The sequence below is a fragment of the Ruegeria sp. BC1 genome (assembly GCF_056539305.1).
In genome coordinates, this window is record NZ_JBQFUT010000004.1 from 211148 (window position 1) to 223498 (window position 12351).

Here is a 12351-nt window from a genome sequence, read left to right on the forward strand (position 1 = left end):
TTGTCCGGCAAGGCAGAAAGGAGACCCAGCATGACAGAGCCCAAAGCCGGTCAAAAATGGCATATCCCGGATGTCGTAGCGCGCACGGATGTTCTCGAAACGCTGATAGGGACCTATGAGGCAACGCCCGACACGCCCAGCACCGCAAATCTGAGCTTTCATATCTACCGTCTTACCGAGGGTCAGATCGACGATCAGACCCCACATCAGGAAGACGAACTTTATTACGTCTTTTCCGGCGCACGCCGGCTGATCGTTGAGGATGGTACAGGTGCGTCAAAGACCACCGAGCTTGCGCAAGGGGATCTGGTCTACGTCCCAGCCCACGCTAAACATTGGTTTGAAGGGCCGGACGAAATTGTGCTGTTGGTGTTCTTCGCTCCGAATTTCTCGGGCGATTGACGAGCCCGTCTTACAGTACCGCGTTCTATTTAATCAGTTCCAGATCAAGCAGATACGGGTTTTGCGTTCGGCTCGCGTCAAAATTAGCTGGGTTAATGTCCGCATAAATAAGTGCCTCGCCCGTTTCGTCCGCTTTGGCCAGTACAGTCGCATCGGGTGCCGCGATGGAGGACGTTCCCTGATATTCGAACAGCTCATCCGCATCTGCGTGGTTGGCATAGATGACATGCACCTGATTTTCGAACGCCCGAACCGGGATAACCCGGTTTGCAATATGGTGCCCCGACGCGCCTTTGGGCAGCGCTGTGGGCACGATCACCACGTCTGCCCCGGCTTGGGCTAATCGACGGACGTTTTCAGGGAACTCTACATCGTAGCAGATCAAAAAACCCACCTTCAGACCACATAAGTCGACCAGTTCGGCAGAGGGGCCTGCGGAGGTGAAAATTCCTTTCTCATAATCACCCCAAAGGTATGCCTTGCGATAGACCCCGGTTGGGTTCTGGCCTGAACCATCGGTGATCAGCGCGCTGATAAATAGCTGATCACCCGCCCGCTCGGGAAAGCCCGCGACCAAACCGATGCCGATCTGGTGCGCAGCTTCTGTCATCTGGGCAACCATCGGGCCATCGGCAGGTTCGGCCAAGGTACGCAGCGCCTCGCCGCGGCCGTAACCGGTTAGGGCCAATTCGGGCGCAACCAGCAGGTCCGCGCCCTGTTCCTTTGCCGCTTGCATGGCGGCGATGATCCGCGTCGGATTTGTAGCCGGATCGGCTGCTGACATTTGAAAGGCGGCGATTTTCATGACTTCTACTCCGATCAAGCTGACCTTAAAGGGATGAGAATCCGTTGGCGATGATCTCAAGCTTATTGCCGAATGGGTCCCGGACATAGGCAGTATAAACACCCGGCATGGGATAGAAATCACGTGGGCCGGGTGCGCCCTCATCGGTGCCGCCGTTTGTCAGAGCAGCGGCATGAACGGCATCCACGCTGGTCGCATCGGCGGCGGTAAAGGCGATATGAGTGCCGTTGCCCGCCGTGGATTCCTTGCCATCGAACGGCAATAGCAGCAGGAATTCGGGCCGGGTGCGGCCATAAGCGGCAAAGTCTTCGTCTGAGTCGAGGCAGGAAATGCCCAACACCTGCAAGATCGGATCGTAAAAGCTGCGGGCTTTGGCGATGTCGGGGACACCGACACTCAGATGATCGATCAAAGGAAACGCTCCTGTACATCTGATGCACGCCCCACGGGATGTGAAAGGGCCGGGCATCTTGGTTTCGGATCAGTCCATCGCGCCAAGGATACGCGACAGGTTGCTAAATTTGGCGATCAGGCTGAATACCACCACGTTGATCAACAAGAAGACAACCGCAATCGAGGCGATTACCGGCGTATAACCATATCGCAGCGCGTTGAAGATCTTGATCGGCAATGTCTCAACCGTGAAGCCGACAGTCATCAAAGCGATGATGTATTCATTCAGGCTAAGCACGAAGCAAAACGCGAACCCGGCAAAGGCAAACGGGGCAGCTATCGGCAGGATCACCGTGCGGAACACTGTCTTGCCATCCGCCCCCATGGTTCGAGCGGCCTCAAGCAGGGCACGATCCACGCTTTCCAGCCCCAGCGAAATCGTCACCAACGGCAAGGCCAACAAGAACATCGCATGAGCAATGATCACATTGATCATCAACCCGTTCATACCAATGCTGGAAAACAGCAACAGAAAGGCCAGCGCCATGATCACCGGCGGCAGGATGAAAGGTGCCACCCCCAGTGAGAACAGGAACTTGGCATAGCGCAGCCCCGACTTCCACAGAACATAAGCCACGGGCAGCGCGATCAGCACCGCCAACAAGGCCGAGGTAAATGCAATCAGAAGTGATGAGATCAGCGAGTTGAACCAGCCGCTGTCCACAAAAATCTCGGCGTACCAGCGAAAGGAAAACCCTCGCGGTGGGAAGGCCAGGAACTTCTTGGCATTGAACGACACGGCGGTGATTACGAGAATCGGACCGATCAGATAAATCGCGAAGATAACCAGATAGGCGTTTCTAAGAAGTTTCATGGCTTATTTCTCACCTCCGAACTTCATCACCGCAGCCACCACTGACCCGCTGAGGATCAACAACACCACAGCCAGCGCCGATGCAAAGGGCAGGTTGAAGTTAAAGATCGCCTGATCGGTGATCAGTACCGACAGTGTCCAGTGTTCGGGCTTGCCCAGAACCTGTGGCACGATGATCGCACCCAGCGTCAGAACAAAGATTGTTACCGAACTGGAGACCAGCGCCGAGCGGTTCACCGGGATCACGATCTTGAAGAACGTGCCCAGGCTCGAGGTGCCCAACGTGCGAGCAGCCTCGATCAAGCTGCGATCCATTCGGGCCAGCGCCGGATACAGCAACAAAACAGCAAAAGGCACAGCCAGATAGACCAGCGCGGCAATTACCGCTCCGGCACTGGGCGCCATCGCAAAGGATTTTTCCACGATTCCGACGAATTCCAGAATGTTGCCAATACCGGCAGTTCGCGAAAGCAACACCTGCCAGCTGAAAGCGATTAGAACCTCGGAAAGCGACAATTGAGCGAGGATGTAAATCAACCACAGGGTTTTGGCCCGCTCCGAGAACCGGGTGAGCATGTAAGTAAACGGGAAGGCAATAACCAGGCTGAGAAAGGCGATCAATGCACAGATACCAGCAGAGAACAGTGCCCGCTCGATATAGAACCAGGTCAGGAACCGCTGGAAATGTGACAGATCGAACCCATAGTTGAAATCGCCTTCGGGGGTTTTTACCGCGACACTGGCCATCACGATCAGGATGAACGGGATTAGAAAGAAAAACCCGATCATCACCGAGGACGGAGCCAGCGTGACATAGTGGGACAACGATTTTTTACCGGTCATGGTATCACCTCATGCAGCCAGCAAATTGCAGGTGCTTGATGGCATTTCGATAAATACTTTCTGGCCAACCTTAACCTCGGGAAAATCCTTGGGGGTCATGATCGACTTCACCTCGTGATCTCCGCAATCGACCAAAATTTCGATGGTCATACCGATATCCCGGATAAAGCTGACGGTACCCTGAAGCTCATTTTCCAATGGGGCGTCGGTCGTGGGGTGGATAAAAACATCCTCCGGTCGGGTCATCAGCAGCGCCTCATCGCCGACGGACAACCCATCTACCTTGTTGGAAAAAGTCATGGACGCGCCGCCAACATCAACGTTTCCTTCGGACGTCAGCTTCGCCGGCAGCAGGTTGGACGTGCCGATGAATTCGGCCACAAACTTGTTGATTGGCGTCTTGTAAATATCCATGGGCGCGCCGGTCTGGTGGACACGTGCACGGCCCATCACAACAATGTCGTCGGCCATGGTCATGGCTTCGGTCTGGTCATGGGTCACAACCACGGTTGTGATACCCAGTTCCTGCTGCAATCGACGCAGCTCGATCTGCATGGATTCGCGAAGGTTGGCGTCCAGCGCTGACATCGGTTCGTCCAACAGGAAAATCTCGGGGTTAAGCGCCAGGGCCCGGGCAATAGCGACGCGCTGACGCTGACCACCGGACATTTGGGTAATGCGACGGTCCTGAATGCCAGGCAGGTGGATCATGTCCAGCAGCTCTTTCACGCGATCTTCGCATTCCGAACGCGAATGCCCACGGATTTTCATCGCATAACTGATGTTCTCACCCACACTCAGATGCGGAAACAAGGCAAAAGACTGGAACACCATGCCGATATTGCGCTGGTGTACAGGAACATGGGTCAGATCCTTACCATCAAAACTTATGCTGCCTTCCGTGGCCTCTTCAAGCCCGGCTATCATACGCAACAGCGTGGTCTTACCGCAGCCCGACGGGCCCAGAAAGCAAATCATTTCGCCTTTTTTGAAATGCAGGTTTACGTTTTCAACGGCGGTCACCGCCCCGTATTTCTTGGTTACATTTTCGATGGTCAGGCCGCTCATCAAAATCCCTCCCTTGGTTTTGAGAAAGCCCGCCGAACCGGGGCGGGCTTTCAATTTCCTTAAATCGTAGGGTTAACCTGCGATCATCTGGTTCCAGCGATCTGCGATCCAGTCGGCATGTTCCTTGTAAATGTCGTAACGCGGAAGGATCGGAGCACCCGAGCTGGAAACCGCGTCCAGTTCTTCTTGCGTCAGGTCGGTTAGAGCCGGATCTACTACAGGGGCAGTGCCCAGGTTGCGCGACAACAATGCCTGCGTTGCCGGGTCGCAGATGTAGTTGATAAACTCGAGCGTTTCATCAACCGGCTCTGCGAACTTGGGTACGATCCAGAAACCGGAGTCCAATACACCGCCCTCCTTCGGGAAGGTCGAAAGCACCGGGAAACCTTCGGCCGCGGCTAAACCGGCAACATCATGGTAATATTGGCCCATTGGAATCTCGCCATCCTGCAGCGCCTGCTGGAACGCGCCTTCATCGCGGTACCACAAGCGTACATTTGGAACGATTTCCGAAAGTTTATCAAAAACCTGGCTGATACCGTCTTTGGTATTCAGGATATCTGTGCCGCCAAAGTATGTAGTAGCAGTGATTTCCAGAAGGTATGAGTTTGTCGGCAGAGCCAGCAAACCCAGCAGGTCCTCGTTCTTGGGATCCCACATATCTCCCCAGCTGGTCGGGGCTTCGGCAATCTCGTCGGTGTTCGTACACAAGGTGATATACCAGGATACCGCGCCGACCGCGACAAGATTGCCCTCGGCGTCGTAGTCCTTGAAGTTATCTGACAGATTGGACAGGTTCGGAATCTTGGCCGGATCCAGTGTCATGAAGAGTTTTTGATCAATGCCGCGTTGGCGCGGAATGCCTGCCATCAGCGAGACATCGGTTGGCGCCTGCTTTGCGCGCGCTGCGTTTGCGATCTGAACCAGCCAGGTTTCACCGGTTGGAACCGCGATCGAGTTTACTTCGATGCCTGTGGCCGCAGTGAATTCAGGGTAGATGAACTCTTTGAAGCTGTCCTCGAAAAAACCGCCATAGGTGCCGACCCGGATTGGAGCCTTGTCGGCGCGGGCGATGGACGGCATTGCCAGGGCCGCAGTACCGGCGGCAGCCGTTCCCATAAAGTGACGGCGCGTGAGATTGGTTTTCATTGTAACCTCCTAGTTGTAATTTGGGTTGGCCCGGTTGTTGGCGTGGGTAGGCAACGTTTCGAGCAGCGAATGCGCCCCGCGATTATGGCGCCATGTTCACCTTTGCTGCTTTGCGATGACATTCCCGCCAGATCGCAATCGACCTCGTTCGATTCTGAATTCAAGGTTCTCGCGGCAAACTCGACGCCGCCAACATTGGCAATTTCCATGTATTGCGTGAACGACAATCTCTGGGGTGCAACACAGATTAAAGCCTGCGGGGCCTGGCCTGCATAGCGACGGGAATCGTCCAACGGGACCTTGAAGAAAAAGGCCTCACGCCAGTTGGAGCCGTTTCGGAACGGCAAACCGATCACCGTGGAGTCTGTTGCAATTTGCATGTCACTCCCCCGACTTGCAGCATTAGGTGGCACGGAATTACGCCCGCAATGTTTTCACTCCGGTTACGGTTCCATTAAACAAACCGGAAATTCGCTAAATCAATCGTAGAGGCGGCAAGTCCGAAAAAAAATGCAAAGCCCTGAACGCTTACATTTATGAAGACAAATCTTTTACTGTTGAGACAGGTCTTTTAGGGTTCCACGGAACAGTTCGACGGTTTGCGGTTGCGCGCCAGGCCGCGTTACAATCTGCATTGTACAACTGTAATCCTCGGCGGTCTTTGGCAATTGCACCAAACGCCCGCTGGCCACAAACTGTTTTGCCGCGTGATCCGGAAGAAGCCCCAGATACTGTCCGCTGAGGATCAGGAAAACCTGCGCCTCAATATCATTGACTACGCGATCCGCCTCATTTGGCCTGATCTGCTTCAGCCTTTGACGGTTCCAATACCCCCGGTGAACCCTTGGAAAGGTAAAAAGCGTCTCGAGCGTCAGATCACATTGGGGCACGGATGCAATAGGATGATCCACAGCGCAATATAGCGAGTGCTTCTCTTCGTACAGGCTTTCATACCTCAGGCCGTTTATCTTGTTGTCAAAGCTGCCGATTCCAACCTGATAAGCACCGCTAACCAGCCCGCTCAAGATATCCTGCGGCTGCTTGATCTCGATAGAAACGCGCACAGACGGCGCTTTCTGCGCCATCTCAGCGACGGTCTGGGAAAGTTTCAGGTTTTCGTCAGTAGCCGAGCAATCGACAATTGCAATTTCCAACCGCCCGATCAGGCTGCCCTTGAGGGCGGACAACTGGCTGGATTGCTCATCTAGCGTGGACATCAGCGACTTGGCGATATCAAGCACGATTTGCCCCTTGTCGGTCACCAGAAAACCGCGCCGTCCACGCTGGCACAGCTTGACACCCAACCGCTCTTCCAGAGCCGTAATATGGTTGGAAATCGTTGGCTGGCTCAATCCAAGCTCGGCTTGCGCTGCGGTAAAACCGCTGTTTCGAGCGACGCACTCGAAAACGGTCAGCAAATGGATGTCTGAACCTGATATCTGCATTGAACCATTGAAATCACCAAATGTAACGAATTGCAAAACTAAATTTTCAATCAAATACCCGGCCGGTAACCTTTCTGCGTGGCCTTTTTGGAATGCCAAACTTGCCATCCTTCAATGCGTCTGACACCGAGTAATTTGGAAAGCACTGCCATGAGTTTGTCTGTTGCAATCGTCAATGCAGCCGTTCGCCCGATGGATCATCAGCAGACAGCGTGCCAGGCGATTGCCGTCGCCGGGAACCGTATCGTAGCGATGGGATCGAACTCGGACATTCAGGCGCATTGTGACGACAACACGCTGGTGATCGATGCTCGTGGGGCAACGGTGCTGCCCGGATTTATCGAAAGCCACATGCATCTGTTTTTCGGGGCCTTTTCCTTCAGGGTTCTCAAACTCGAAAACGTGACCGGAACTGAGGCGCTGGCGCAATCGATCCGCAGCTTTGCCGCCGAAAACCCCGACGCCCCCCTGCTGATTGCGCAAGGGCTGGCCTATGACGCATTTGACGGAGGGCGCGATGCTGACCGGCATATTCTGGACGCGATCTGCCCGGATCGTCCGCTGCTGTTGCAAAGTTCCGATTATCACAATGGCTGGGCCAACACCGCAGCTCTGATGGCGGCGGGCGTGATGCAGGGGCGCGATCTGGGGCCGGCGTCCCATATAGAACAGGACGCTGACGGTCAGGCCACCGGTGTGCTGATCGAACCGCCTGCAGTCAGTACGGTCCTGTCCCTCGGGGCACATGGCGGGCGAGAGGCCTTGGGGTTGGAAGGCGTGGAGCCTTCTGGCGAGGTCAGCCGCGAGGCACGCGAGGCTGACAAGGCGCTGTTGCGTGAAGGTCTGCAATACTGCGCCCAGCACGGCATCACCACGATCATCAACATGGACGGCAACGTCTATCAGGCCGAGCTTCTGCGCGAGATCGAGGCCGAGGGCGATCTGAACTGCCGGCTGGAACTGCCCTATCATTTCACCCCCGGTGAACCTGATGACAATATCGAGATCGCCGAGCAGATGCGCCGCGATCTGAACAGCGACATGCTGTGGTGCAACCGGATCAAGTTCTTCATGGACGGCACGCTAGACGTTCACACCGGGTATCGGGTGCAGGACTACCCCGACAAACCCGGACACAAAAGCGAACCGCTTCACGATCCGGCCCGGTTTGCCGAACTGGCGGCAGAGCTGGACCGGCGCGGCTTCCAGATCGCGGTTCATGCGATCGGCGACGGTGCGGTGCGCGTGGTGCTGGACGGCTACGAAGCCGCACGCAAGGCTAACGGCCCGCAAGGCAACCGCCATCGGGTCGAGCATATTGAACTTCTCGATCCGGCCGATCTGCCCCGGTTTGCCGAGCTGGATGTCATCGCATCCGTCAATCCGCCGCATCCTCCGGGGTGCGGAGATTTCCCGCTGGAGCCGCTGATCTCGATCATTGGCCGGGACCAATGGCCTGACGCCTATGCCTGGCGCTCGCTCAAGGAGGCTGGCGCTCGTGTCTGTTTTTCCTCGGACTGGCCTATTGCCGCCCTGCCCCCACTGACCGGCATTGGTATCGCCATGACCCGCGAAAAATGGGACGAAGACCTGAAGGACGAGCGCCTTAGCTTTGAGGACACTCTTGCGGCTTATACCAGCGAAGGCGCCTATGCCTGCCACCGCGATCATGAGATCGGCACGCTGGAACCTGGCATGCTGGCCGACATCGTGGTGTTGGACCGCGTCATCACCCCGGAGAATGCCAGCGAGGTAACGGTTGCTGCCACCATTTGTAATGGCGTTGTGACCTATCGGTCATGATCCCCCAACCCATCCACTCAAACGGAAAACAGTCCCCGGCGGACACGCAAAGGAAAACCAATGAAACAACCACAGAAACTCAACCCAAACGGACCCACTGGCGCGCTGGAAAGCATCACGGTCGTTGACCCCGCCACCGTGATCGATGGTAAGGCGGTTGAAACCGGAGTCTCGTACATGGGCGACAAGGGCGACAGCCTGTTGGTCGGCATCTGGGACAGCACACCCTACGCCGAGGTCTTCTCGGGCGAAGGCTACCCGGCGGATGAGTTCTGTCAGGTATTGCAGGGCTCGGTCACGTTGACCGCCGAAGATGGTGCCGCCCAGACCTACGCCGCAGGTGACAGCTATATCGTCAACAAAGGCTGGTGCGGCGAGTTCCGCGTAAACGAACAGTTCCGCAAATACTATGTAATGGCGAACTGATTTTGCATTGATCAGAAGCCGCCCGGACCTCCCGGGCGGTTTGCAAGGAATTCAAGGGAGAGCTCACATGAAAAACCAACCTCTTGGCGGCAACGAGATGCCACGTTTTGGTGGGCCGACCACCTTCATGCGCCTGCCTGCTGCCGATACGGCCGAGGGGCTGGATGCGGCCTTTATTGGTGTTCCAATGGATATCGGAACCAGCCACCGCTCCGGTACCCGGTTCGGTCCGCGCCAGATCCGTGCCGAAAGCGCAATGCTGCGCCCTTATAACATGTGGACCAAGGCCGCCCCATTCGAGGGCCTGCAGGTCGCCGATATCGGCGACGTTCCAATCAACACCTTCGACCTGAAGGACACCATTAACCGGATCACCGCGTTTTACGACGACGTGCTGAAAACCGACGCGATCCCGCTGTCAATTGGCGGCGATCACACCATGACTTATCCGATCCTGCGTTCGATTCATAAAAAACACGGTCCAGTGGCGATGATCCATGTGGATGCCCATGCCGATATCAACGAGCACATGTTCGGCGAAACCATCGCCCATGGCACCCCGTTCCGCCGCGCTTATGAGGATGGTCTTCTGGTTGCCGACAAGGTCTTTCAGATTGGCCTGCGCGGCACGGGATATGGCCCCGACGATTTCGATACCGCTCGCAACTGGGGGTTCAATGTGATCCAGGCCGAAGAACTGTGGTACAAATCCTGTGCCCCGCTTATGGACCGCATCCGAGCGCAAATCGGTGATACGCCGGTTTACCTGACCTTCGATATCGATAGCCTTGATCCCGCCTGCGCGCCCGGCACCGGTACGGTCGAAGCCGGGGGCCTCATGACGCCACAAGGCATGGAGATCGTGCGCGGTTGCAAGGGATTGAATCTGGTAGGCTGCGACCTGGTCGAGGTCTCACCCCCCTATGACCCGTCGGGCAATACGGCCACTATCGCCGCCAATCTTCTGTATGAAATGCTCTGCGTTCTGCCGGGCGTGCCCTACGGCGACTGACCTAAACGGCCGGGGCGGGCGCGGACATGTGCTGACCCATTTCGCGCCCGCCCCAGCAAGCTCAATCCACTTAATATCATTGTGCCTTCGAAAACCCGACAAGACCTACAGATAGGGTGGGGTACATGCGGAAATCATCTCGGCGGGCCGGTCCGAAATGTTGCGAAAGCGGTGCGGCTCGCGAGAGTTGAACAAATATGCGTCGCCGGCTTTGAGAATACGGGTTTCGGTTCCGACCGTGATCTCGATCTCGCCGGCAGTTACGATACCGCCTTCACTGGCTTCGTGTTCCAGCATCGTATCGCCTGTATCCGCACCCGGTTCATAGCGTTCCTGTAAAACCTGCAACCCGTGCAACTTGGCGTCGCCCACTTGCTTGATCGTGATCCGCTCGCGGGCGGCCTCATTGGTCTGATAAAGCTGCGACGTCAGGTCCCGCAGCTCGGATGGTCGAAAGAAATTTTGGTTACTATTGGCGGCGTCTGGCTCAAAAAACTCGGACATTGTAACACCAAATCCGCCCAATATTTTGCGCAAACTTGCGACAGATGGACTACTCTTGTTGGTCTCAATCATTGATATTTGCCCATGCGGAACGCCAGCGCTTTCCGCTAATTGCCTCTGGGAAAACCCGAACTGAACCCTTAGCTGCTTCAGCCTTTCACCCACATTAAACTCGTCGGTCATCGCTCAACTCCGCTCGCCCGTTATTTAACGCGTACCGAATTGTGAAATACAATGCAACTTTGGACTGGATTTGCTCAATATATTGAGCAATACATTGACCAAGAACCGACTCACTGGTTTGAAGGAGCTTGCCATGACCAAGACTGAATCACTGAAATCTCGTCGCGCTGAAGCCGTTGCAACTGGCGTGGCGACCCGCGGAATCTATGCAATTCGAGCCGAAAATGCTGAGCTGTGGGATGCGGACGGAAAACGATTTATCGACTTTGCCGCTGGCATCGCGGTGAACAACACCGGGCATCGTCACCCCAAAATTATGCGGGCCGTGGCCGCGCAGGCCGAGCAGTTCACCCATACTTGCTTCCACGTGGCACCCTACGAAAGCTATATCCAACTGGCCGAGCGGCTGAACGCCGCGACACCGGGCGATTTCCCGAAAAAGACCATGCTGGTGACAACCGGTGCCGAAGCGGTCGAAAATGCCATTAAAATGGCCCGCGCCTATACTGGCCGCTCCGGGGTCATCGCATTTTCCGGCGCGTTCCACGGCCGCACTCTGATGGGGATGGCGCTGTGTGGTAAAGTGAATCCCTATAAGAAATCGTTTGGCGCCATGCCACCAGAAGTACACCACGCCCCGTTCCCGAATGTGTTTCACGGCATCAGCGTTCAGGACAGCCTGAATGCCTTGGATAACCTGCTGCGCAGCTCAATCGATCCCGAACGCGTTGCAGCGATGATCGTCGAGCCGGTTCAGGGCGAAGGTGGTTTCAACATTGCACCGCCGGAATTCCTGCAGGCGCTGCGCAAGATTTGTGATGAACACGGCATTCTGCTGATTGCAGATGAGGTTCAGTCCGGTATCGCACGCACCGGGACGTTGTTCGCTTTTGAACATGCCGGTGTCGCAGCAGATCTGGTGACAATGGCAAAAGGTCTGGCGGGCGGCTTCCCTCTCTCGGCTGTGACAGGTCGGGCCGAAGTCGTCGATGCCGCCCCGGTTGGTGGGATCGGCGGCACCTATGCCGGGAATCCGCTGGCTGTTGCCGCCGCGCATGCAGTTCTGGACATCATCGAGGACGAAGACCTGTGTGAAAGTGCCAACCGCATCGGTGCGGCAATTAAAGCGCGCCTTGAAACCATCGCAGCCCGTCCGGAAATGGAAGCTATCGGCGACGTGCGCGGCCTTGGTGCCATGGTTGCCTTTGAACTGGTCACCGACCGCGCCAGCCGCAACCCCGATCCGTCATTGACCCAGACCATCGTGGCCGAGGCCGAAGCGCGTGGCTTGATCATCCTGCCCTGCGGCACTCGTGCCAACGCGGTGCGCCTGCTGCCGCCCCTGACCACGCCCGAAGAACATCTGGCCGAAGCGCTGGATATTCTCGAAGCATCAATCGAAGCAGCCATCTTGGCGGTTGCCATCGCGGCCCAATAAGGAACT

General features: G+C 56.2%; 14 protein-coding genes. 5 read left to right on the forward strand and 9 right to left on the reverse strand.

The genetic code is table 11. From position 1 onward, the window contains the following. Positions 1-30: 30 nt before the first annotated feature. Entirely contained in the window at positions 31-402 is a 372-nt protein-coding gene (locus tag ACR0IY_RS11090) for a cupin domain-containing protein (RefSeq protein WP_480673189.1), read from the forward strand. A gap of 25 nt (positions 403-427) precedes the next feature. Here ACR0IY_RS11090 and ACR0IY_RS11095 read toward each other — a convergent pair whose 3' ends face one another. From ACR0IY_RS11095 to ACR0IY_RS11130, 8 genes are all read right to left on the reverse strand, one after another. Next, positions 428-1207 (reverse strand): carbon-nitrogen hydrolase family protein, encoded by a 780-nt coding sequence (locus ACR0IY_RS11095; RefSeq protein ID WP_480673191.1) that lies wholly within the window; start codon positions 1205-1207, stop codon positions 428-430. Positions 1208-1232: 25 nt separating this feature from the next. Beyond that, complete coding sequence (locus ACR0IY_RS11100) at positions 1233-1619, reverse strand: VOC family protein (protein ID WP_480673193.1); 387 nt, start codon at positions 1617-1619, stop codon at positions 1233-1235. Between the two features lie 69 nt (positions 1620-1688). Further along, the gene (locus ACR0IY_RS11105; protein ID WP_480673195.1) at positions 1689-2474 is read right to left on the reverse strand and encodes an ABC transporter permease; all 786 of its coding nucleotides are present in this window, start codon (positions 2472-2474) and stop codon (positions 1689-1691) included. Between the two features lie 3 nt (positions 2475-2477). After that, complete coding sequence (locus tag ACR0IY_RS11110; protein ID WP_480673197.1) at positions 2478-3317, reverse strand: ABC transporter permease; 840 nt, start codon at positions 3315-3317, stop codon at positions 2478-2480. A gap of 9 nt (positions 3318-3326) precedes the next feature. Then, complete coding sequence (locus tag ACR0IY_RS11115) at positions 3327-4385, reverse strand: ABC transporter ATP-binding protein (protein ID WP_480673199.1); 1059 nt, start codon at positions 4383-4385, stop codon at positions 3327-3329. A 72-nt stretch (positions 4386-4457) separates the two neighbouring features. Beyond that, a complete protein-coding gene (locus ACR0IY_RS11120; protein WP_480673201.1) occupies positions 4458-5534 on the reverse strand; it encodes an ABC transporter substrate-binding protein in 1077 nt (358 codons plus the stop codon). Then, complete coding sequence (locus ACR0IY_RS11125; RefSeq protein ID WP_480673203.1) at positions 5531-5914, reverse strand: hypothetical protein; 384 nt, start codon at positions 5912-5914, stop codon at positions 5531-5533. The genes ACR0IY_RS11120 and ACR0IY_RS11125 overlap by 4 nt, the downstream gene beginning before the upstream one ends. 171 nt (positions 5915-6085) lie before the next feature. Beyond that, a complete protein-coding gene (locus ACR0IY_RS11130) occupies positions 6086-6979 on the reverse strand; it encodes a LysR family transcriptional regulator (protein WP_480673205.1) in 894 nt (297 codons plus the stop codon). Between the two features lie 150 nt (positions 6980-7129). Between ACR0IY_RS11130 and ACR0IY_RS11135 the strand changes: the two genes are divergently transcribed. The 3 genes from ACR0IY_RS11135 (at position 7130) to speB (ending at position 10220) form a co-directional block, all read left to right on the forward strand. Beyond that, positions 7130-8782 (forward strand): amidohydrolase, encoded by a 1653-nt coding sequence (locus ACR0IY_RS11135; protein WP_480673207.1) that lies wholly within the window; start codon positions 7130-7132, stop codon positions 8780-8782. 60 nt (positions 8783-8842) lie between these two features. After that, the gene (locus ACR0IY_RS11140; protein ID WP_480673209.1) at positions 8843-9208 is read left to right on the forward strand and encodes a cupin domain-containing protein; all 366 of its coding nucleotides are present in this window, start codon (positions 8843-8845) and stop codon (positions 9206-9208) included. Positions 9209-9275: 67 nt separating this feature from the next. Then, positions 9276-10220 (forward strand): agmatinase, encoded by a 945-nt coding sequence (gene speB / locus ACR0IY_RS11145; protein WP_480673210.1) that lies wholly within the window; start codon positions 9276-9278, stop codon positions 10218-10220. 105 nt (positions 10221-10325) lie between these two features. Here speB and ACR0IY_RS11150 read toward each other — a convergent pair whose 3' ends face one another. Continuing rightward, positions 10326-10907: a cupin domain-containing protein gene (locus ACR0IY_RS11150; RefSeq protein WP_480673212.1), complete on the reverse strand. Its 582-nt coding sequence runs from the start codon at positions 10905-10907 to the stop codon at positions 10326-10328. 133 nt (positions 10908-11040) lie between these two features. Here ACR0IY_RS11150 and gabT point away from each other — a divergent pair, with 133 nt between their 5' ends. After that, on the forward strand, positions 11041-12345 hold the full coding sequence (gene gabT, locus ACR0IY_RS11155) for a 4-aminobutyrate--2-oxoglutarate transaminase (RefSeq protein ID WP_480673215.1): 1305 nt from the start codon (positions 11041-11043) through the stop codon (positions 12343-12345). The last annotated feature ends 6 nt before the right edge of the window (positions 12346-12351 follow it).